General features: G+C 68.3%; 19 protein-coding genes and 1 pseudogene. 10 read left to right on the top strand and 10 right to left on the bottom strand.

From position 1 onward, the window contains the following. The first annotated feature begins 6 nt into the window (after positions 1-6). On the top strand, positions 7-1347 hold the full coding sequence (locus EF294_RS04545; protein ID WP_123926072.1) for a sensor histidine kinase: 1341 nt from the start codon (positions 7-9) through the stop codon (positions 1345-1347). On the opposite strand, the pseudogene EF294_RS04540 reads toward EF294_RS04545, so the two are convergent. After that, positions 1319-1874 (bottom strand): annotated as a pseudogene (locus tag EF294_RS04540) (GtrA family protein). The gene EF294_RS04545 and the pseudogene EF294_RS04540 overlap by 29 nt on opposite strands. A gap of 82 nt (positions 1875-1956) precedes the next feature. On the opposite strand from EF294_RS04540, the gene EF294_RS04535 reads away from it, so the two are divergent. Then, positions 1957-3255, top strand: a complete 1299-nt coding sequence (locus EF294_RS04535) for a 5-(carboxyamino)imidazole ribonucleotide synthase (protein ID WP_123926070.1) — start codon at positions 1957-1959, stop codon at positions 3253-3255. Then, positions 3255-3824 carry a 5-(carboxyamino)imidazole ribonucleotide mutase gene (gene purE / locus EF294_RS04530; protein ID WP_123926068.1) on the top strand — a complete coding sequence of 190 codons (570 nt, stop codon included), beginning with the start codon at positions 3255-3257 and terminating at the stop codon, positions 3822-3824. The genes EF294_RS04535 and purE overlap by 1 nt, the downstream gene beginning before the upstream one ends. Before the next feature lie 31 nt (positions 3825-3855). Here the strand turns inward: purE and EF294_RS04525 are convergent, their stop codons facing one another. The 4 genes from EF294_RS04525 to EF294_RS04510 form a co-directional block, all read right to left on the bottom strand. Then, positions 3856-4698, bottom strand: coding sequence for a dienelactone hydrolase family protein (locus EF294_RS04525; protein ID WP_123926066.1), 843 nt, complete (start codon positions 4696-4698; stop codon positions 3856-3858). Further along, positions 4695-5069, bottom strand: a complete 375-nt coding sequence (locus EF294_RS04520) for a nitroreductase family deazaflavin-dependent oxidoreductase (protein WP_123926064.1) — start codon at positions 5067-5069, stop codon at positions 4695-4697. The genes EF294_RS04525 and EF294_RS04520 overlap by 4 nt, the downstream gene beginning before the upstream one ends. Positions 5070-5172: 103 nt before the next feature. Next, positions 5173-5886 carry a TIGR03089 family protein gene (locus EF294_RS04515; RefSeq protein ID WP_123926062.1) on the bottom strand — a complete coding sequence of 238 codons (714 nt, stop codon included), beginning with the start codon at positions 5884-5886 and terminating at the stop codon, positions 5173-5175. A 56-nt stretch (positions 5887-5942) separates the two neighbouring features. Further along, the gene (locus EF294_RS04510) at positions 5943-7985 is read right to left on the bottom strand and encodes an LCP family protein (protein ID WP_425459394.1); all 2043 of its coding nucleotides are present in this window, start codon (positions 7983-7985) and stop codon (positions 5943-5945) included. A 229-nt stretch (positions 7986-8214) separates the two neighbouring features. Here EF294_RS04510 and rfbD point away from each other — a divergent pair, with 229 nt between their 5' ends. The 3 genes from rfbD to manB all read left to right on the top strand — a co-directional run bounded on the left by rfbD (position 8215) and on the right by manB (position 11277). After that, positions 8215-9156: a dTDP-4-dehydrorhamnose reductase gene (gene rfbD / locus EF294_RS04505; protein WP_123926060.1), complete on the top strand. Its 942-nt coding sequence runs from the start codon at positions 8215-8217 to the stop codon at positions 9154-9156. Between the two features lie 94 nt (positions 9157-9250). Beyond that, positions 9251-10150 carry a glycosyltransferase family 2 protein gene (locus EF294_RS04500; protein ID WP_185090947.1) on the top strand — a complete coding sequence of 300 codons (900 nt, stop codon included), beginning with the start codon at positions 9251-9253 and terminating at the stop codon, positions 10148-10150. A gap of 56 nt (positions 10151-10206) precedes the next feature. After that, complete coding sequence (gene manB / locus EF294_RS04495) at positions 10207-11277, top strand: mannose-1-phosphate guanylyltransferase (protein WP_246007703.1); 1071 nt, start codon at positions 10207-10209, stop codon at positions 11275-11277. 167 nt (positions 11278-11444) lie between these two features. Here manB and EF294_RS04490 read toward each other — a convergent pair whose 3' ends face one another. Further along, positions 11445-12095, bottom strand: coding sequence for an O-methyltransferase (locus EF294_RS04490; protein WP_123926056.1), 651 nt, complete (start codon positions 12093-12095; stop codon positions 11445-11447). Positions 12096-12344: 249 nt separating this feature from the next. Here EF294_RS04490 and sigE point away from each other — a divergent pair, with 249 nt between their 5' ends. The 4 genes from sigE to tatB all read left to right on the top strand — a co-directional run bounded on the left by sigE (position 12345) and on the right by tatB (position 15792). Further along, positions 12345-12950 (top strand): RNA polymerase sigma factor SigE, encoded by a 606-nt coding sequence (gene sigE / locus EF294_RS04485; protein WP_123926054.1) that lies wholly within the window; start codon positions 12345-12347, stop codon positions 12948-12950. Positions 12951-13098: 148 nt separating this feature from the next. After that, positions 13099-13674, top strand: a complete 576-nt coding sequence (locus tag EF294_RS04480) for a zf-HC2 domain-containing protein (RefSeq protein WP_123926052.1) — start codon at positions 13099-13101, stop codon at positions 13672-13674. A gap of 105 nt (positions 13675-13779) precedes the next feature. Then, the gene (locus tag EF294_RS04475; protein WP_246007678.1) at positions 13780-15276 is read left to right on the top strand and encodes a S1C family serine protease; all 1497 of its coding nucleotides are present in this window, start codon (positions 13780-13782) and stop codon (positions 15274-15276) included. Between the two features lie 42 nt (positions 15277-15318). After that, on the top strand, positions 15319-15792 hold the full coding sequence (gene tatB, locus EF294_RS04470; RefSeq protein ID WP_123926048.1) for a Sec-independent protein translocase protein TatB: 474 nt from the start codon (positions 15319-15321) through the stop codon (positions 15790-15792). A 34-nt stretch (positions 15793-15826) separates the two neighbouring features. On the opposite strand, the gene EF294_RS04465 is transcribed toward tatB, so the two are convergent. The 4 genes from EF294_RS04465 to EF294_RS04450 form a co-directional block, all read right to left on the bottom strand. Then, on the bottom strand, positions 15827-16969 hold the full coding sequence (locus tag EF294_RS04465) for an Mrp/NBP35 family ATP-binding protein (protein WP_123926046.1): 1143 nt from the start codon (positions 16967-16969) through the stop codon (positions 15827-15829). 87 nt (positions 16970-17056) lie between these two features. Next, the gene (locus EF294_RS04460; RefSeq protein WP_185090946.1) at positions 17057-18088 is read right to left on the bottom strand and encodes a lytic transglycosylase domain-containing protein; all 1032 of its coding nucleotides are present in this window, start codon (positions 18086-18088) and stop codon (positions 17057-17059) included. Between the two features lie 332 nt (positions 18089-18420). Then, the gene (locus EF294_RS04455) at positions 18421-18954 is read right to left on the bottom strand and encodes a DUF1003 domain-containing protein (protein WP_123926042.1); all 534 of its coding nucleotides are present in this window, start codon (positions 18952-18954) and stop codon (positions 18421-18423) included. Beyond that, positions 18951-20240 carry a magnesium transporter MgtE N-terminal domain-containing protein gene (locus EF294_RS04450; protein ID WP_123926040.1) on the bottom strand — a complete coding sequence of 430 codons (1290 nt, stop codon included), beginning with the start codon at positions 20238-20240 and terminating at the stop codon, positions 18951-18953. The genes EF294_RS04455 and EF294_RS04450 overlap by 4 nt, the downstream gene beginning before the upstream one ends. Between the last annotated feature and the right edge of the window lie 16 nt (positions 20241-20256).

Raw genomic sequence — 20256 nt, 5'->3', positions numbered from 1 at the left:
CTTTTCATGCGCCGTCGCATCCTGTACACGATGATCGCCATGTTGTTGGCGGTCGGTGCCGCCCTGGGCATTCCGCTGTCTGTGATCGCATGGTGGTGGGTCGCCGACAGCGCCCACCAAACCCTCGACAGCCGGCTCAAGTCGATCTCGGATCAGCTCATCCGGACCGATGACGGGCGCGACGCGACACTCGATCCCGCACTGCTGGATTCGCCGCCGCTGCGGTCGCTGATCCCCGATCAGGGCCGGCTGATCCTGACCTATGTGGCTCCCGACGGGCACTCGGCCAGGCGTGCCGTGGGTGCCGAGATCGACGGTGCGACGATCTCGGACTCCATCGGCCTCGGTGATGCCGGATCGCTGATCCTGGAGATCTCCCGCAACGACGTCCGCGGTGATCAGCTCGCCGCCGTCGGCATCGTCACGATCGTGGTGGCTTCGTCGCTGGTCGCGGGCACCGTGGTCGCGGCGGTCACCGCGGGACGTATTGCCGACCCGGTCATCGACCTCGCCCATCGGGCCACGGCGATGGCGCGGGGCGACTTTCGTTCGGAATGGCGGACGTACGGGATCGTCGAACTCGACCGGGTCTCGCGCGCACTCGGCGACGCGAACACCGAGATCGCGTTGCGTCTCGAACGCGAGGGCGAGATCGTCGGGGACGTGTCACATCAACTGCGCAGCCGGCTTACCGCGATCCAATTGCGTCTCGATGAGCTGTCGTTGCACGACGATCCGGCGGTCGTCGGGGAAGCCGAGGCCGCTCTCGATCAGGTCGAGCGGCTCTCCGGTGAGCTCGACGAGATGGTTGCGGCATCCCGTGACGACCCGGCCCCGATGCAGTCGATCGATGTCGCCGAGTTGCTGACGCGGCTCGTCGGCGACTTCGAGAACGCCTTCGTCGCCCTAGGCCGCGAGGTGACCGTCGCCTTCAGCGGGCCGGTCTGCGCGTTGAGCGCGCAGCCCGGACGGCTGCGCGAGGCGGTCAGCGTCCTGGTCGACAACGCCCTGCAGCACGGTGCCGGGCAATGCCGGATCCACGTCGGGGAGCTCGCCGGCGACATGGTGCGCATCACCGTCGCCGACGAGGGTGAGGGTGTTGCCGACGACATCGCCCAATCGATCTTCCGACGCGGATTCTCCGCCGGTAGCGGCATCAGCCGGGCCGGAACGGGGGTAGGGCTGTCGCTGGCACGGGCATTGGTCGAGGCCGACGGCGGACGCCTCGAACTCGCACATCGTCGGCCGCCGGTGTTCTCGATCGTGGTGCCCTCGGCGGCGCCGGGGTCGGAGGACGCCGACGGATCAGGCGGTCACCTCAGGCATGACCGAGTTCCTCATCGTTGAGTTCCTCGGCACTCGGATGCAGGTCGGTGGATCCGGGGTCGTTGCCGCGGAGTTCTCGGGGAAGGTGAATCGTCGCAGTGCCCAGAAGCGAAAAGCCATCTACAGCACGTTGCCGATGAGCAAGCCGAGTACGACGTCGACGACGAGGAGGTCGGTGGTCGACAGATTGGCCCGGATGTCGAACAGGTTGTTGGCCCCCCACAGTGGCGCGGCCCGCAGGACGACGCCGATGCCGCTGATGACATAGAACAGGAAGGCCTCGTGTGCGCGCTCACGCCAGCCGCGATTCTTGAACGCCCATTGCCGGTTGAGGATATCGCTGAGGAGGGTGGCGAGTACCCCGGAGATGATCCCGGCGATGACGTGCTTGGTTTCGAGGACGCTGAGCGTCAGGGTGTAGAAGATGGCCGCATCGAAGACGAAGGTGGTGCCACCGACGAGCGCGAACTTGATGAGTTCGTGGTGTCGCATGACCTGGTGCCGGACGGCCCGGGCAGGTGGGCCACCATGTCGTCGATAAACGGCACAGTCAAGTGTCGAGTGTAAGACTCGGGGCGGCCGGTGACTTCTGCCGGTCGGTCATGCATCGGCCATGGTGGGCGTGCCACGATGGACCGCGTGAGCTCATCCGACGGTGGCGCTGCCGGCGATCCCGGCGCGCCGACGACACCTCCCGCTCCTGATTCCGCGCGTGCCGGCGGAACCTTCGGCGGTATGCCGACGATCACCATGATCGGCGGTGGACAGCTGGCCCGCATGACCCATCAGGCGGCCATCGCGCTCGGTCAGTGCCTCCGTGTCCTGGCGGCCGGTCCCGACGATCCGGCCGCGCAGGTCAGTGCCGACGTGGTGCTGGGATCGCACGACGACCTCGATGATCTGCGTCGCGCCGCCGCGGGTGCGGTGGCGTTGACCTTCGACCACGAGGGTGTCCCGCTGGCACATCTGCAGGCATTGGAGGCCGACGGGGTCTCGGTGCTGCCGCCGTCGAAGGCGTTGCATTTCGCGCAGGACAAGCAGGCGATGCGCGTCCGGCTCTCGGAGCTGGGTTTGCCGGTACCCGACTTCGCGGATCTGACCGGCGATGTCGGGTTGGCACGCGGCCGTCTCATCGACTTCGGTCACCGGTACGACTGGTCGATCGTGCTCAAGGCAATCCGTGGTGGGTACGACGGTCGCGGGGTGTGGATTCTCGATGACCGCGACGCCGCGCTGGCGGTTTTCGACGAGCAGTTCGATGCCGGTGTGGATCTGATCGCCGAGCAGAAGGTGGCGATGCGTCGCGAGTTGTCGGCGATGGTCGCCCGATCACCGTTCGGCCAGGGTGGTGCGTGGCCGGTGGTGGAGACCATCCAGCGAAAGGGGCAGTGCGCGGTGGTGCTGGCACCCGCACCCGATCTCGACCCCGACCTCGCCACGGCGGCACAGGAGATGGCGCTGGGGCTGGCCCGTGAACTCGGGGTGGTCGGGGTGATGGCGATGGAGTTGTTCGAGACCACCGAGGGCACGCTGCTGGTCAACGAACTCGCGATGCGCCCGCACAACAGCGGCCACTGGACCATGGACGGGGCGGTCACCTCGCAGTTCGAGCAGCATCTGCGCGCGGTGTGCGACTATCCGCTCGGCGACACCTCCCCACGCGCGCCGTTGACCGTCATGGCCAACATTCTCGGCGCGCCGGATGCTCCGTCGATGTCGATGGACGAACGGCTTCATCACTTGATGGCGCGGATGCCCGACGCGAAGGTGCATCTCTACGGCAAGCGGGAGCGGCCGGATCGCAAGATCGGGCATGTGAATATCGTCGGGGCACGCGATGACGACCTGGCGACAGTTCGGGAGCGTGCCGAGCGGGCGGCGCACTGGATGTCGTACGCGTCGTGGACCGACGGATGGGAAGGGCACTGATGAGCGAGCAGACCGAGAGCGGACCGCAGGGTGAGGACACCCGGGCCGAGGACACCCGGGCGGACCTGCATCGCGCTCGGGTCGGTCTGATCATGGGTAGCGACTCCGATTGGCCGACAATGCAACTCGCGGCCGAAGCGCTCGCCGAGTTCGACGTGCCGTTCGAGGTGGGTGTGGTCTCGGCGCATCGCACCCCGCAGCGGATGCTCGACTACGCGACCGGTGCCGCCGACGCCGGCATCGAGGTGATCATCGCTGGCGCTGGTGGTGCCGCACATCTGCCGGGCATGGTGGCCGCCGCGACCCCGCTGCCGGTGATCGGTGTACCGGTGCCGTTGCGTCATCTCGACGGACTCGATTCGTTGCTGTCGATCGTGCAGATGCCGGCGGGTGTGCCGGTGGCGACGGTGTCGATCGGCGGTGCCCGCAATGCGGGGCTGCTCGCTGTCCGGATTCTCGGGGCCGCCGACGACGCCCTGCGCGCACGGATGTCGGCGTTCCAGTCCGGCCTTGAGCAGATGGTCCTCGACAAGGACCTCGCCCTGCGTCAGAAGCTGCTGGGCGACTGATACGCGGGTTGGGGCGCCTCCGCCGGGTCGCTCAGCCCGGGGATTTCGGACCGCGATCGAGTTCCAGTCGGCGCGTGAGGAAGTCGAGAACCTGATCGAGGGCATCGCGGGTCGGCGCTCCGGGTTCGTCGACGAGATCGATGGTCAGTGCCGCGTGCGGCATCGGCATCGGCGAATGAGGGTTGGCCGCCGAGTCCGGCAACTCGATGGAGATGAATGCGTCGCCGAGTAGGCGCCGAAGACTCTCGAATCGAGACGGTGGGGACATCCGATCGCCCTCGAAACGCACTCCCATCACCTGTAGCCCGGCCGCGCAGCGGGTGGCTACGGTGGCGAGGTCGGCGTCGGAGACGTCGATCGAGCGAGCCCTGCGCGGCGTGAGGGCGAACGGCAGCGACGGTTGGGCCAGCACCGGGGCGAGCAGCCGCTCGTCGGTGGCCATACCGAGGGCGAAGCCGCCGGTGAAGCACATCCCGATCGCGCCGACCCCGACGCCGCCGCAGCGTCGGTGCTCGTCGGCGGCGAGTGCACGCAGCCAGTCGACGATGGGCGAGGTCCTGCCGGTCGCGAGGACCGAGAACTCCCGGGAGATGCACGCCTTGGCGATGGTCCCGACCATTTCCGTTGCGGCCCTGAGGGTTCCGCGTGCGTTGGGGGAAGGGTCCCGGCCGTCGACGCCGTACACCGACGGCATCACCGCGGTCGCACCGATGCCGGCGACGCGCCGCGCGAAATCTGCCACTTCGGGGGAGATGCCCGGGATCTCGGCGATGATGATCACCGCCGGACCGGTGCCCTTGCGATACACCCGCCGCGTCGTGCCGAGGTAGGTGTGGTCGCCCGCTGAGAAGTCGTCGAGCAAATCGTCGGTCATGCCGGCTCCAGGGTGCCGATGAGGACCCACATGAACGCCGACGCGAACGGACGCGCACCGCGGACGACGTCGGGGGAATCAGCCGGGATGATCCTGGGCCGCACCAGATGGAAATGCTTCCCGCGTCGGGTGATGTCACAGTCGCCGGCGGCGAGGACGTTACGCGCCCAGTCGGTGTCGCGCCCGTAGGCCAGCACGATGGCGAGGGTGTCGCCGTCGGCCCAGGCCAGCACCGGAGTGGCGTAGCGACGGCCGGAGTGTCGGCCGGTGTGTTCGACCATTGCCCATGGCGCCAGGTGCGGTGCCCACAGGCGCTGGATCGGGTTGGTGAGACGTTTGTTGACACGGGCCAGGGTGGCGGGCAGCTGCATGAGACCACTGTGCCGTAAGGCGTGAGATCACTGTGCCGTAAGGCGTGAGATCGTCGTGCCGTATGGCGTGAGATCGTCGTGCCGTATGGCGAGCACGCGTGTGTCAGGTCAGGACGACCCCGGCGCGTTCGGTGGTGGCACGCGCGGACTGGTCGCCGTCTGGGTTGGCCACCCACACGAGCCCGGCGCCCACCGAGAGCGGTGCCAGGAAATGGTCGACCATACCGGCGGCGCTTGCCCATTCGAGGGTGGAGAGCACCCGGCCACCGGGCGTGACGCCGGCGCCGGAGGCGGCCGCGTGCGCGGCGTCGAGCACTTCGATTGTGGTGCGGCCGTCAAGGGCGCCGCCGGCATGAGCCGGTCCGGCGAACTGATCGCCGTGGATGCGTACGCGGGTGCCGTAGTCGGACACGCCGGGCGGGAGGCCGGGGACCGGCATGGCGAACGGGTCGAGTGGCGCGACGATCAGGTCTTCGATGTCGGGATGGGCGTTGACGTGGCCTCGATCGGTGAACCCGACCATGGCATCGCCGATCTGTTCGGCCTGGGCGCGGGTGCGCACCTCGGCGCCCGCCCACCAGCAGCCGAGCAGGATGCCCGCGGTCTGCCAATGTTCGGGAAGGTCGACGACGACGTTATCGCCGGGCTCGAGCAGCACTTCGTCGACGAGGAGGTGGGCGGTCTTGGCCGCCCAGTTGGCCAGGGTCGCCCAGCTGAGCTCGGTGCGTTCGCCGGTGGCGTCGTCGTAGAAGGTCAGTGCAGGACGCGTGTGGTCGTCGATACCGCCGAAGACGGCGGCGGTGATGGTGGCGGTCATCGGTTCATTGTCTCGTCGGGCGTGTCCGACGAGGTCGACGGGTCACCGGCGGCCGGTCAGTTGACACACATCGGGCCGTCGGAGCCGGCGGTGATTGCCGAACTCGGCGCCGCGGTCGCGGTCCCACCGCCTGCCGATCCGCTCGAGTCGTCGCCGCTCGAGCCGCCGCCGATGTCCGAGACCGAGCCGGGACCGGTGTAGGTGTTGGTGAGCACGGCCCGCAGCTCGTGGTCGCCGAGTGTCGGATCGGCTGCGACGCTCAGTCCGCCGAGGTCCTTGGCGAGCAGGCGGGCACCGGGATCGTCGGTCGTCTTCGCGAGGACCACCGAATCGCGCTCGTTGCCCGGATCGCTGAGGAGTTTGCCCGCCTGATAGCCCTTGGCGGTCAGGATGCCCGAGACGTTCTTGGCCAGTCCATCCACCGTGCCGGCGTTGTTGACGTCGACGGTGTATTCGGGACGTCCGGTGTTGCGGGAGGGGTCAAGCAGGGAACTGGTGTAGGCGCGGACTCTTGCCGGGTCGACGACGACCACACTCTGTTGTCCGTCGTCGCTCCACCCGTGGTCGTCGACGATGGGGATCGTCGCGAACTTCACCCGGCCGCCGCTGAGATCTTTGAGCTGCTCTGCGAAGGTCAGGACGTCCCAGTCGTCGTCGATGACCACCGATCGCGACACCGCCGCCTGCAATTGGTTGAGCTTGGTTGGGTCGGTCAAGGTGCCGGCCGACAGGATTTTCCGGGTCAACGAGGCCATGTACGCCTGCTGGCGGGTGATCCGGTCGAGATCGCCGCGCGGGAGGTCGTGCCGCTGCCGGACGAAGCTCAATGCTTGGGTCCCGTTGAGGGTATGGCGTCCGGCAGGGAAGTGGGCACCCGAGAACGGTTCGTTCACCGGATTCTTGAGGCAGACGTCTACGCCGCCCACCGCGTTGGTGAGCAGCACGAAGCCGAGTAGGCCGACCTCGGCGTAGTGATCGACGTGCACGCCAGTGAGGTTCGCGACGGTGTCGATCAGTGCCTTACGGCCGGCCTGAGTGCCTTCCCGTTCGGCCTGCGCCTCACTCTGCCCGGCCTCGACGGCCTTGCGCCGCACGCCTTCTCGGGTGGTGCCGTAGGCCGCGTTGATCTTACTCATCCCGATTCCCGGGACGTCGACGTAGGAGTCGCGGGGGATGGAGATCGCCGTCGCCGACGATCCGTCGTTGGGGACGCGGATCAGCAGGATGGTGTCGGTGTTGGTGGAGATGTCGTCGCCTGAGCGCAGCCACCGTAATTCCTGGGCCGAGAGCGGGTTGCCCTTGGCATCGGTGCGCGAGTCGGTGCCGACCAGCAGGATGTCGGTGGCGCCGTCGTCAGCGCCACCGAGTGTGAGGCCGCTGAGCCGGGTGATATCGGACTCGAGGTTGTTGATGCTGCTCCAGGCGTACCCGGTGCACACCAGCACGATCACCGAGAGCACCGCGATCAGCCCGCGGGCCGCTGCGCGTCCGCCGCGCCAGCCCGACAGCACCCCGCTTCCGCGCGGCGGCGCCACGGGCGGCGCGGGTGTCTCCGGTTCGACCACTGCGTCGGGTGCGGCAGCAGCGGTTGTCTTCGCGCTCGGCTTGGGGGCGGTCCGGTCGGCGCCGGTCGGGCGGGGCTTGCGTCGGACCGGTTTCTTGGGTGCAGCGTTCCCAGGTGCCGCGGCCGGCGAGGCACCACCGGCCGAGCGTTGCGCGTTCGCCGCCTGCACATTCGGCTTCGCCGCCGGGCGCCCCTGTGCCGGGCGCTGTCCCGGTGGACGCCGCCGACGCGGTCGTTCGGTGGATTCACTGTGGTCGCCATCGACTGAATCGTTTGTGCGCATGTGGATCTCGCCGGATGGCCGTCGCTGGGGGCCCCGTACGCGATCCGGATTCGCCGGGCGCCTGCTTCGCGCGCCCTCGGCTCGCGGTGCGCGATCGTCGTGCTCGTCACGCGGAGGTCGGGGACGTTCGGGCGTCGACTCGTCGGTCCGTGGGCGGTGCGCGCGGACCTCGTCGCCACGCGTGTGACCGGCAGGTCGTCGACGCGCACCATCGGGTCGGGAGTCCACGAGTGGGCAGTCCTTTACGGTCATGGCTGCCGTCGTGCGGGGCAGCAGTTGCCTGAGTGTCAGACGTTTCTGATGTGGTTTACTTCCGCCAAGGCTACTGAAGTTGGTGGTGAACTCGGCGTCGCACACGCCGAGCGATCGCGGACGGTCGTGCGTTCTGGCCCTGCGCCGAACGGGTAGTGATCGCCACACTCACCGACGGTGCGCGTGCACCGAGGTGGTGGCATGAGCGCGAGCCGGGCACACTGACCGCGTGCGCAGCGATTCCGGCATCGATCCGCAGTCGGCCGAACCCCGCCCCGTCGGTACGGTGTGGCTGCTCGGCGCCGCGGGACAACTCGGCACCGCCCTGCGCGCGCAGGGCGGTCCGGACGACACGCTTGTACCGCTCACTTCCGCCGACGTCGATCTGGCCGACGCCTCCTCGGTCCGTTCCGCACTCTCCGGAGTTCGCGAGGGTGACGTCGTACTCAATACCGCGGCCTACACCGCCGTCGATCAGGCCGAATCGGAACCCGAGGAGGCCGCGGCGGTCAACGCCGTCGCGCCCGGGATTCTCGCCGAGATCGCCGCGGCCGCCTCGGCGTGGCTCATTCACGTCTCCACCGACTACGTGTTCGCCGGCCCCGGCCCCGGCATGCGTGCGCACCCCCTCGAGCCGGCCGACGTCGACCCCGAGATCACCCCGCCGAGCGTGTACGGCGCCACCAAACTCGCCGGTGAACGCGCCGCGCTCGCCGCCGACCCGTCGTCGACGATCGTGCGGACCGCGTGGGTCTATACCGGCGGCCCCGACAGCCCCGACTTCGTCGGCACGATGCGTCGCCTCGAGCAGAGCCGCGACACGGTCGCCGTCGTCGACGATCAGGTCGGCTCTCCCACCTACGCTGCCGATCTCGCGGCCGCACTCTGGGAGCTGACGCGCCACGGCCATCGCGCACCGGTCGCCGGGACTGTCCTGCACGCCACCAACGTCGGCGCCGTCTCCTGGTACGCGGTGGCGCGCGCGGTCTTCGCTGGTGTCGGCGCCGACCCGGACCGGGTTCGGCCCTGCACCACCGCCGAATTCCCGAGACCCGCGCCGCGGCCCGCCTACTCGGTGCTCTCACCGCGCTCCTGGCGGCGCGCCGGGCTCACCCCGCTGCGCGAGTGGTCGGCGGCTTTGGCCGATGCTCTCGAGGTCAACCCTGCTTGACCGGCATTGCGCGGGCGCGGTGACCTCGACCACAGCAGGCGCCGCACAGCCCGGACGAATGAGACGGACCCAGACGGTTGGCTACGCTGACCCGGTGACGTCGAAGCTGGCCGTGGTGACGGTGACCTATTGGTCGGGCGACCACCTGCAAACCTTTCTGCGCAGTCTCTCGCACGCCGCCGCCTCCCCTCCGCGCGTGGTGATCGCCGACAACGGGTCCGGCGACGGTGCACCCGAAGCCGCCGAGCGCGAGTACGCCAACGTCACCCTGGTCCGCAGCGGCGGCAACGTCGGGTATGGGGGCGGCATCAACCGAGCGGTGGCCGAACTCGACGACGAGGTCGAGTTCGTCATGATCGCCAACCCCGATGTCGAATGGACACCGGGATCCATCGACGAGCTCGTCGCCGCGGCGGCGCGGTGGCCGCGGGCGGGCGCGCTCGGTCCGCTCATCCGTGAGCCCGACGGCTCGGTCTACCCGTCGGCACGGCGCGTCCCCGACCTCGTCTCGGGCACCGGGCACGCACTCCTCGGCGGCATCTGGAAGTCCAACCCGTGGACCGCGGCCTACCGCGCCGACGACGTCGAGCCCAGCGAACGTCCGGTCGGCTGGCTGTCCGGATCGTGTCTGTTGGTGCGCCGCACCGCTTTCGACGAGATCTCCGGATTCGACGAGCGCTACTTCATGTATATGGAGGACGTCGACCTCGGCGACCGACTCGGTCGCGCCGGCTGGCTCAACGTCTACGTGCCCGGGGCCGAGGTCGTTCACACCAAGGGCCACAGCGCAGACAAACGTCCCGAGGCGATGCTGCCCGCCCACCATCGCAGTGCCTACCGCTTCCAGGCCGACCGTCATCCAGGGGCGTTGCAGGCTCCGCTGCGCTGGGCATTGCGGGCCGGGCTGGCGGTGCGGTCACGTGTGGCCGTACGCGCCGTAGCGCGCACGACGTCGTCCCACGTTCATCCACATTCGGAGAGGAACACCCCGTGATGCAGTTCTCGGTGAACAACCCCGCGGTCAGCGCCGACGATGTCCCCGACATCGACATGTCCGATGTGCAGGCTGTCGTACTCGTCGGCGGCAAGGGCACCCGACTCCGTCCGCTGACCCTCTCGGCGCCCAAGCCGATGCTGCCGACGGCGGGACTGCCGTTCCTCACCCACCTGCTCTCGCGCATCCGCAACGCCGGCATCCGCGACGTCGTGCTCGGGACGTCGTTCAAGGCCCACGTGTTCTCCGAGTATTACGGCGACGGCTCCACACTCGACCTCAACCTGCGTTACGTCACCGAAGAGGAGCCACTGGGCACCGGTGGCGGTATCCGCAATGTGCTCCCCGAACTCACCGCGTCGACGATCGTGGTGTTCAACGGCGACGTCCTCGGCGGCACCGATGTCCGCCACGTCGTGGCCACCCACCGCGAGTCCGACGCCGACGTCACCCTGCACCTCGTTCGAGTCTCCGACCCCCGCGCCTTCGGGTCCGTGCCCACCGATGAGACCGGCCGCGTCACCGCCTTCCTGGAGAAGACCCAGGACCCGCCGACCGACCAGATCAACGCGGGTACCTACGTCTTCGGCCGCGCAGTCATCGAGGACATCCCAACAGGTCGCGAGGTATCGGTCGAGCGCGAGGTGTTTCCCGGCCTGCTCGCCGAGGGCCGGCACATCCACGCCTACGTCGACCACGCCTACTGGCGCGACATGGGAACCCCCGAGGACTTCGTTCGTGGCTCGGCCGACCTCGTCCGCGGCATCGCGCCGTCACCGGCCCTCGGCGACCGTCACGGGGAGTCCCTGGTCCACGACGGCGCGGGCGTGGCGCCGGGAGCGGTACTGATCGGCGGAACGGTCGTCGGGCGTGGCGCCGAGATCGGTCCCCGCGCTCGCCTCGACGGTGCCGTCGTCTTCGACGGAGCCGTCATCGAAGCCGGTGCGGTCGTCGAACGCAGCATCGTCGGCTTCGGTGCCCGCATCGGTCCGCGTGCACTCATCCGCGACACCGTCATCGGCGACGGCGCCGAGGTCGGCGCCCGCTGCGAACTGCTGCGTGGAGCGCGGGTATGGCCCGGCGTCCAGATCCCCGACGGCGGCCTGCGCTTCTCAACCGACGTCTGAGAACCGCCGCGGTCACCTCATCGCGACTTCGCCGCGGTCACCTCATCGCGACTTCGCCGCGGTCATCTCATCGCGACTTCGCCGCGGTCATCTCATCGCGACTTCGCCGCGGTCACCTCATCGCGACTTCGCCGCGGTCACCTCATCGCGACTTCGCCGCGGTCACCTCATCGCGACTTCGCCGCGGCGAGCACCCCGGGGCCCAACGGAATCACCACCGGCAACAACCGGTCGTCGTCGGCCACCAGCAGCGCGGCTTCCCGGGCCGCAGCGGTCATCGGATCAGTCCGCGCCGGATCGGCGACCGCACCCTGTGCTGTCGCGTCGTGGATGACCAGCATCCCGCCGGGCCGTAGCATCCGCACCGACTCGGTCACGAACCGAGGCATGTCCAGCCGCGGTCCGTCGATGAACACCAGGTCGTAGGAGCTGTCCGACAGACGCGGCAACACATCACGGGGCGTGCCGTTGATCAGCCGCGTCCGACCCGACGCGATGTCGGCGCCGGCGAACGATGCCCGGGCAGCCTGGTGGTGTTCGAGCTCGGGGTCAATCGTGGTCAGCACCCCATCGGTGGCCATCCCGGCCAACAACCACAACCCGCTCACCCCGGTACCGGTGCCGATCTCGGCGACCGCATGCGCATCGACTGCCCGGGCGAGTACCGCAAGCAATGCTCCGACCGCCGGACTCACCGGAATCGCACCGAGTTCGATCCCGCGGGCACGCGCGGCGACCAGCGCGTCGTCTTCCACGATCGCCGACTCGGCGTAGTCGATCAGTGCCACCCGCGGGTCGCTCGGCTGGGTATCGGTCATGCTCGCAAGGTTAGACATGCCCGGTGCACAAAGCCGACGGCACGCCCGGATTGTCGTAACGCACGTCGGGGTTTGCTTCCTCAGACAACACTCAGGGCCCTCATACGGCGACCACACCACAATGGGAGAAGGTGAGGGCATCGAATCGTATACCGGGGGAATACCACCACCCGGTGTCCGGTTCAGTATGGTGAATCCATCCGGCGTCACCGCGATGATGGTTTGTGAGAAGGGAAGCAGCCACCCACGATGAGCAACCACGAGGCGTCCGCAGAGAGTGTCCCCGGCGGAACCGCTGGATTCGATGCCACCGGAAACGACATGCTCATGCCGTCCTGGGACGAGTTGGTCCGCGAGCATGCCGACCGCGTCTATCGGCTCGCTTACCGGCTGTCGGGAAATCAGCACGACGCCGAGGACCTCACCCAGGAGACTTTTATTCGGGTGTTCCGGTCGTTGTCGAATTATCGCCCGGGAACGTTCGAGGGCTGGCTGCACCGCATCACCACCAACCTTTTCCTCGACATGGTGCGCCGGCGCAACAAGATCCGCATGGAGGCGCTGCCTGAGGAATACGACCGCGTGCCCGCCGACACACCCGACCCGCAGCAGATCTATGCCGATGCAAACCTCGACGGCGATCTACAGGCCGCCCTGGACTCCCTGAGTCCCGAGTTCCGTGCCGCCGTCGTCCTGTGTGACATCGAGGGATTGTCGTATGAGGAGATTGCCGCGACCCTCGGGGTCAAGCTCGGCACCGTGCGTAGTCGCATCCACCGCGGACGTCAGACCATCCGCGATTTCCTCCTCGCCCGTGGCCACAGTGACCGCCGCTCGGTGGCGGTCGGTCACTGAGTCCACGCTTGGGACCGACCACACCGACGAACCACATCGACGTGACGTCCGCCGGGAACCTCACCGACCGCTGAATCGTTGGGGCTTTCGGTAGGCTGGGGCGTCGTCCCCGCCGAAAGCCGGGGGTCACGACGGGGGAGAAGGGGTGATGAACACGATGATGGACGGCTCGCAACGCTGGCCGGACGCGAGTGCTGCGACCGATCGGCTCGAGCACCCGGATAATCTCCGCCGACGCCGCGTCTGGAATCCGGCGGCGTGGACGCCCGCGCGATCCTCCTTCACTCCAAACCGCCGGCCGAGCGCTCCGCGGGACCGGCGATTCGCCCCCACCGAGCACCTCGCACCCGAGGCCGTCGCGGCCTACGTGGACGAAGAACTCGGTATGGCCGCCCACATGCGTGCTACCCACCACCTGGCACTGTGCCCGGAATGCGTTGCCGCTGTCGAGGCACAGACCGCGGCCCGCAACCGCTTGCGCTCCTCGGGCACCATGCCCATCCCGTCGGGATTGTTGGGCCAACTCAGTCAGATCCCCACTCGTGAGTTCGACATGACCGCACATCGCGACCCGACACGACCGGTCGACGGCGCGGAGCGCGACGCTCCCCGCCGTGCTCACCCCGGCCGCATGCCCACCGGGGAGCCGACGCCCATACCCGGGCGCAACTCGACCGGCCACGACTCGAACCGGGGTCGCATGCAGCGCTGGCGGGGCCGCTGAGACGTGGATTCCGACGACTCTCCGCCAGACGCCGCACAGCCCGATTTCTCCCCGACACCTGAAACCTCGGCACCGGCAGCCACGAGACCCGAAACATCTCCGAGCATGTCCGACACACACTGGTCGCCGCCGGCTGAGGGGGCGCCCAGCGGCCGCGCCGACGGTGACAAACCCTCGCGCGTTATCCGGCATGCGCCGGTTTCGCCGGCGACGGCCCAGGTCTTCGGTCGGCCCTCCGGAGTGGCGGGTTCTTTCGCGCCCGGCGCGGCGACACCCGACCGTCCCGCACCCGCCATCGGTCCGCCGGATCCGGTTCTCGCCGAGGCCTTCGGACGTCCCGTCGGTAGTGATGAGACGTTGCAGCGTGATCCGCTGGCCACCTACGGCATTCCCGACGAACCCGCACCGCCAGCCGACCCGTGGCGCGATCCGGAGAGCCCGGCGACGCTGGCCCAGCCTGCGGTCGCCCAATCTGCACCCGCGACTCCCGCCGCCGCCGGCCCCAAGTTGGGCATCAGCGAGGTTCTGTTCGGCCGCCGGATCGCTTGGCACGCGCTGGCGGCGCTGGCCGTGATCGCGTTGCTGATCGGCGTCGTCGGTGGACTGATGGGCAGGTTCACCGCGGAGGTCGCGGCCCCGCTCAACAGCAACACCGTCGAACTGTCGACCCAGGGCGACGACAGCGGTGGCGCACCGCGGTCGTCGGTGGCCCGGGTGGCGCAGGCCGTGGAGAAGTCGGTCGTCGCCGTCGACGTGCGACTGTCCAACGGATCGGCCACCGGATCGGGCTTCGTCATCGATCGCAACGGCTACATCCTCACCAACAACCATGTCATCTCGCTCGCCGCGTCCGACCGGACCGCCACACTCGAGGTCGTTTTCTCTGACCGCAACCGGGTGCCCGCCCGCATCGTCGGACGTGACCCCGCGACGGATGTGGCTGTGCTCAAGGTCGATAACGTCGACAACCTCACGGTCGCTCAATTAGGCGATTCCAACAATCTCCAGATCGGTGAGGAGGTTGTGGCCTTCGGCTCCCCGCTGGGCCTGGATCGCACCGTGACCAGCGGTATCGTCAGTGCCCTGCATCGCGCGGTGCCGCTGCGTCCGGACTCCGAGTCCGACACCGACGCCGTCATCGACGCCATCCAGACCGACGCGGCGATCAACCCCGGCAACTCCGGTGGTCCGCTCGTCGACGCGCAGGCCAAGGTCGTGGGCATCAACACCGCCAGACTCGGCCCGGGCGGCGGCTCGATCGGACTCGGGTTCGCCATCCCGATCGGTGAGGCGGTGCCCATCGCGCAGGCCCTGATCCGCGACGGCAAGGTCAACCATCCGCAGATCGGTGTGAACGCCAGGGATGTCCGCAATGACCGGGTGCTCGGCGCCCAGATCCGCAACGTGGCGGCCGGCAGCCCGGCCGCCCAGGCCGGGCTGCGGGAGAACGATGTGATCGTCTCCTTCGACGGCCACACGATCGAAAGTGCCGACGAATTGACCGTCGCCGTGCGCACCGCCAAGATCGGGGAGCCGGTCAAGTTCACTTACTGGCGCGACGGGCGTACCTTCGACGGCACGGTGACGCCTGCGAGTGACTGAGAACGTCCACCACCGGCGGGCGCGCGAGAGCGGGGAAGTGCCATGTTCGACAGTGTGGGTTGGGGAGAGATCTTCATCCTGATCGTCGCTGGACTCGTCATCCTGGGACCGGAACGGTTACCGGGGGCGATTTCGTGGACGATGCAGTCGCTGCGCAAGGTTCGCGAGTACGCGACCGGTGCGACCGATCAGCTCAAGAACGACTTCGGTTCGGATTTCGACGACCTCCGCAAACCTCTCGCTGATCTCAACGAACTACGCGGTATGACACCGACATCGATGATCACCAAGCATCTGCTCGACGGCGACGACTCGGTCTTCACGACCTTCACCCAGGCCGGCTCGGTGCTCAAGTCGGCCACCGACACCCCACCGATCAAGCCGGTGTCCAAGCCCATGCCCGACGGTCCCGTCGGCGAGCCCGGGCCGTCGCTGAGGAAGCCGAGTGTCGCTGACGCGCCCGAACGTCGGCCTGCGCGCGGTCATCACGACGTCTCCGATTGGGACGCAACATAATTCGCTGATCGACTACAGTGTCGGCCAGTGAATGTCAGTGCCGAGTGGTGTCGATGCCCAGGCTCATGCCGGCCAGGCCGCGTCGACGGACCGCGAGCGCGTTGGCGATCGCTCGCAGCGCCGTTCCGGACGCGGAGTCGGGCTCGGCGAGCACGACCGGTGTGCCCGCGTCGCCGCCTTTCCGCAATGCCGGTTCGAGTGGCACCTGACCGAGAAGATCGACCTGCGCGCCGACCATCTGGGTGAGGCGGTCGGCGACCACCTGGCCGCCCCCGGAACCGAAGGGCTCCATCCGTGTGCCGTCGGGCAATTCCATCCACGACATGTTTTCCACGACGCCGAGGATCTTCTGCCGGGTCTGCAGAGCGATCGCACCGGCACGCTCGGCGACCTCGGCGGCCGCCTGCTGTGGGGTGGTGACCACCAGGATCTCCGCACCGGGGATCAGCTGGGCGATCGAGATCGCGACATCGCCGGTGCCGGGCGGCAGGTCGAGCAGCAGCACATCGAGGTCGCCCCAATACACGTCGGCAAGGAACTGCTGTAGTGCCCGGTGCAGCATCGGCCCGCGCCAGGTGACCGGGGTGTTGCCGCTGGTGAACTGGCCGATCGAGATGAATCGCACGCCGTGGGAGATCGGCGGCATGATCATCTTCTCGACCTGGGTGGGCTTGGCGTCGCTACCGAGCATCCGGGGGACCGAGTGGCCGTAGATGTCGGCGTCGAGCACACCGACAGACAGTCCACGCTCGGCGAGTGCGCACGCGAGATTGACCGTCACCGACGACTTACCGACGCCGCCCTTGCCCGAGGCGACGGTATAGACCCGGGTCAGCGATCCCGGCTGGGCGAACGGGATCACCGGTTCGGCGGAGTCGCCACGCAGCTTCTTGCGGAGCTCGGAGCGTTGCTGGTCGTCCATCACGTCGAGGGTCACGCGTACCTCGCCGGCCCCGGGTACGTCGGAGACCGCGGTCTGTACCCGGCCGCTGATCTCGCCGCGCATCGGGCAGCCCGAGGTGGTCAGGTACACCGCGACGTCGATGCTGGCGTCGTCGTTGACGGCCACCGATTTCACCATGCCGAGATCGGTGATCGGTTTGCCGATCTCCGGGTCCCGCACCGTGGACAGGGCGGCGCGAACCGCGGATTCGTTGGGCGTCACTGCTGTAGTCATCACCTGCCAGCTTAACCGCCGGTGATGACCCCGCCGTCGGAGTGACCCCGGTACCGGCGCCGGCAAACGTTGTCGGCATCCGCCCGATCAGCGGGCCGGGGTGGTCTGTGGGGTCACTCGAGGGGTCGGTGCCGGTGTCGGCACGGATGGCTGACCGGGCAGCGTGATCCCCGGTGGCAGACAGATCATGCCGAGACACTGTTGGGTCGGGGTGGTCGTTGTGGGCGCTGAGGGGCCGGACGAGGGTGCACCGCTCGACGGACGGGACGGCGAGCTCGACGGCGAACTCGACGGTGGGCGCATCTCCGGGATCGGGGTCGTCGGCATCACTCCGGCGGCATACGCCGCCGCCCAGGCCAGCACATTTTGCGCGTACGCCAGGGAGTGGTTGTACCGCATGACCGCGGCGACCTTGTTGCGCTCGGCCATGATGTCGGACACGCCCGCGCACAGATAGCGAGCCGCCGAGTAGGTCGCGTCAAAGATGTTGTTGGGGTCGGCCTTGCCATCACCGTTGCCGTCGCTGCCCCAGGCGGCCCAGGTGCTCGGGATGAACTGCATCGGCCCCATGGCCCGGGCATGCGATCCGTCTGCGTTACGGATGACCTCGTTGCCCGCCAGCGAACCGTCGAGCACCGGGCCCTCGATGGGGACGAGCGTGGTTCCGTACTGGTCGACCTCGCCGTTGCTGGCGTGATTGGACTCGATGCGTCCGATGCCGGCGAGCAGGAACCACGGGATCTTGCAGGCCGCGTTCTCCGACGCCTCTCGGTCGGCGGCGAGTCTGTACGCCTGCAGCACGATTCCCGGGATGCCGAGCGGCCCCGCCGGCAGATCTGCCGATAGCCGGAATTGCGGCGCCACCCCGGGAGTGGCCGGACGGGCTGCCGGAGGGGCGAAGCCGAGCAACGAAACAGGTTGTGCGGCAGCGACTCCCGCCACATCGATCGGGGCATTCGCGGCGAGTGGGATACCGCCGTCGTGGGCGCTCGAGGTGGCCGCACCCAAGACCATCGCGCCGACGAGGAGACTGCCCGCACCGACCGATAACGTTCGCCGGGTCAGCATCGAACCACGATGCGGGCCGCGGGACCGGTGGAAGGGATGGGGCACCCTCATCGCGGGCCTCCGGGGAGGTGGGTTCGTCCCGTGCGCACTGTGCACGCCATCGATCCGCGCTGCACTGCGCTGCCGCTCCCCGTACGCGCTGTCTGCCCTGTCACGTCGTTCACTCCGTTGTCAACGTCCACCCGTCGTCGCCCCCCCGAGAGAGCGGATGCGGTCGGGCCGGGTTCCGTGGGTGACACGAGCGGCAGCCGACCGCCACTGTGGTCCACCATACATATGGGTCGGATACCCCAGTCGGTGAACTCAGGGATTGACACCCGAGGATCACCCCTGACAGGGGAAACGACCGGCCCGAACGGTAGTCGGTGGCCGTGGGTGCGGCGTTACGCCCGGTCGGAGCCGCCTCGTCGGGAGAGGTGATCCGATGGCTGGTCGAGGTCGCGGTTGGTCAGCCGGTCGACGAGGTCGTCGAGCAGGTCGTCGAGTTCCTTGCGCAGATAGTCGCGGGTGACGGTGTCGCCGACAGCCAGGCGCACCGCGGCCAGCTCACGGGCGAGGAACTCGGTATCGGACTTGGTCTGCGCGGCACGGGTGCGATCTTCTTCGAGCGCAACCTTGTCGCGGTTCTCCTGACGGTTCTGCGCGAGAAGGATCAGCGGTGCCGCGTACGCGGCCTGGGTGGAGAAGGCGAGATTGAGCAGGATGAACGGGTAGGGATCCCATCGAAGCGAGACTGCGAACAGGTTGATGGCGATCCACGCCACCACGATCACGGTTTGGATCGCGAGATAGCGGCCGGTTCCGAGGAATCGGGCGATGCGTTCGCTGTAGACGCCGACGACATCGGAGTCGAGGTTGAAGGCCGGACGTCGACGCTCGCGGGGGGTGTCGAGCCTGCGGCCCCGGGGTTCGCTCACGACCTCACCTCGTCGGCGTGATCCATCGGCTCGGTCTCGCGCCAGTCACGCGGCAAAAGTTGGTCGAGAAGGTCGTCGACGCTGACCGCGCCGAGCAAGTGGTGCTGGTCGTCGACGACCGGACCGCACACCAGGTTGTAGGTCGCGAAGTAGCGGGTCACGGTCTCAAGGGAGTCCTCCGGTCGCAAATGGGCCAGATCGGTGTCGAGGATGCCACCCACGATGTTGGCCGGCGGCTCCCGAAGCAGCGCTTGCACGTGCACGCAGCCGAGGTATTTTCCGGTCGGCGTCGAGGTCGGGGGTCGGACGACGAAGACGAGACTTGCAGCTGCGGGATTGATGTCGGGGTCGCGGACCCGCGCGAGCGCCTCGGCGACCGTGGTCGCCGGGGTGACGATGATCGGCTCGGAGGTCATCAGTCCGCCCGCGGTGTCGGGGGAGTGGGTGAGCAGTCGGCGCACCGGTTCGGAATCCTCCGGGTCCATGCGCGCCAGGAACGACTCGGCCTCGGTATCGGAGAGCTCGCCGAGCAGGTCGGCGGCGTCATCGGGATCCATCGCCTCGAGCACGTCGACGGCTCGATCGAGTTCCAGATGCGCCAACAAGTCCTTCTGATCGTCGGGCGGCAACTCCTGCAGGACATCTGCCAAGCGCTCGTCGTCGAGGGCCGAAGCGATCTCGTCGCGACGCTTGGTCGGCAACTCGCGTAGCGCATTGGCCACGTCGGCGGCGCGCATACCCTCGAACTGCAGGAGGGCTTGAGCCACCCCCTGCCCCGGCAGGTCGAGACTGCTCTGTGTCATTCCGCGCACGTTGGACCATTCCACGACGTGGGTTTCGCCGCGGCGCAGTCCTCGTCGCCCGGTGCGCACCGCGACGCGGGCCACCACCCAGTCGCGGGTGCGGGTGCGTTCGATGCCGAGATCGACCACTGGCACGTCGATTCCGGCGAGATCGGGCAGGTCCGGGTCGACGACGCGGACCCGGGTGTCGAGGATCTGCCCGATCGCCAACGCCTCTCCCGGGCGCAAATGTAATCGGCGCAGGCTGACCGTTCCGGTGTTGAGTGTCACCGCGTTGGGTTCTATCGAGGTCACCCGGAGCATGGCCACGAAGATGCGGCGCCGTGTGGTCAATTCCACCGCGAGTCCGAGTGCGCGCGGCTGCTGGCCGGGCAACCTCACCGAGATCACCGCGTCACGCACACGTCCAATCGATTCGCCGTCCGGGCCAAGGACGGCCAATCCGACTAACCTGGCCACGAACACCTTGCTCACCGCCGACATGGGAGTAAGGGTAGTG

Origin of the sequence: Gordonia oryzae, from assembly GCF_003797185.1 — a bacterium.
Taxonomy (GTDB): Bacteria; Actinomycetota; Actinomycetes; order Mycobacteriales; family Mycobacteriaceae; genus Gordonia; species Gordonia oryzae.
The sequence above is the reverse complement of the archived record's forward strand: the minus strand, read 5'-3'. Positions and strand labels throughout refer to the sequence as shown.

Excerpts from the sequence above, each read along its gene's own strand:
- EF294_RS04460 (WP_185090946.1), bottom strand. The coding sequence starts at position 18,088 with ATGAGGGTGCCCCATCCCTTCCACCGGTCCCGCGGCCCGCATCGTGGT.
- EF294_RS04520 (WP_123926064.1), bottom strand. The coding sequence starts at position 5,069 with ATGCAGCTGCCCGCCACCCTGGCCCGTGTCAACAAACGTCTCACCAAC.
- EF294_RS04545 (WP_123926072.1), top strand. The coding sequence starts at position 7 with ATGCGCCGTCGCATCCTGTACACGATGATCGCCATGTTGTTGGCGGTC.
- EF294_RS04465 (WP_123926046.1), bottom strand. The coding sequence starts at position 16,969 with ATGACTACAGCAGTGACGCCCAACGAATCCGCGGTTCGCGCCGCCCTG.
- EF294_RS04450 (WP_123926040.1), bottom strand. The coding sequence starts at position 20,240 with ATGTCGGCGGTGAGCAAGGTGTTCGTGGCCAGGTTAGTCGGATTGGCC.
- purE (WP_123926068.1), top strand. The coding sequence starts at position 3,255 with ATGAGCGAGCAGACCGAGAGCGGACCGCAGGGTGAGGACACCCGGGCC.
- EF294_RS04480 (WP_123926052.1), top strand. The coding sequence starts at position 13,099 with ATGAACACGATGATGGACGGCTCGCAACGCTGGCCGGACGCGAGTGCT.
- EF294_RS04510 (WP_425459394.1), bottom strand. The coding sequence starts at position 7,985 with ATGACCGTAAAGGACTGCCCACTCGTGGACTCCCGACCCGATGGTGCG.
- EF294_RS04515 (WP_123926062.1), bottom strand. The coding sequence starts at position 5,886 with ATGACCGCCACCATCACCGCCGCCGTCTTCGGCGGTATCGACGACCAC.
- EF294_RS04535 (WP_123926070.1), top strand. The coding sequence starts at position 1,957 with ATGGACCGCGTGAGCTCATCCGACGGTGGCGCTGCCGGCGATCCCGGC.
- manB (WP_246007703.1), top strand. The coding sequence starts at position 10,207 with ATGTCCGATGTGCAGGCTGTCGTACTCGTCGGCGGCAAGGGCACCCGA.
- EF294_RS04490 (WP_123926056.1), bottom strand. The coding sequence starts at position 12,095 with ATGACCGATACCCAGCCGAGCGACCCGCGGGTGGCACTGATCGACTAC.
- sigE (WP_123926054.1), top strand. The coding sequence starts at position 12,345 with ATGAGCAACCACGAGGCGTCCGCAGAGAGTGTCCCCGGCGGAACCGCT.
- EF294_RS04475 (WP_246007678.1), top strand. The coding sequence starts at position 13,780 with ATGTCCGACACACACTGGTCGCCGCCGGCTGAGGGGGCGCCCAGCGGC.
- EF294_RS04525 (WP_123926066.1), bottom strand. The coding sequence starts at position 4,698 with ATGACCGACGATTTGCTCGACGACTTCTCAGCGGGCGACCACACCTAC.
- tatB (WP_123926048.1), top strand. The coding sequence starts at position 15,319 with ATGTTCGACAGTGTGGGTTGGGGAGAGATCTTCATCCTGATCGTCGCT.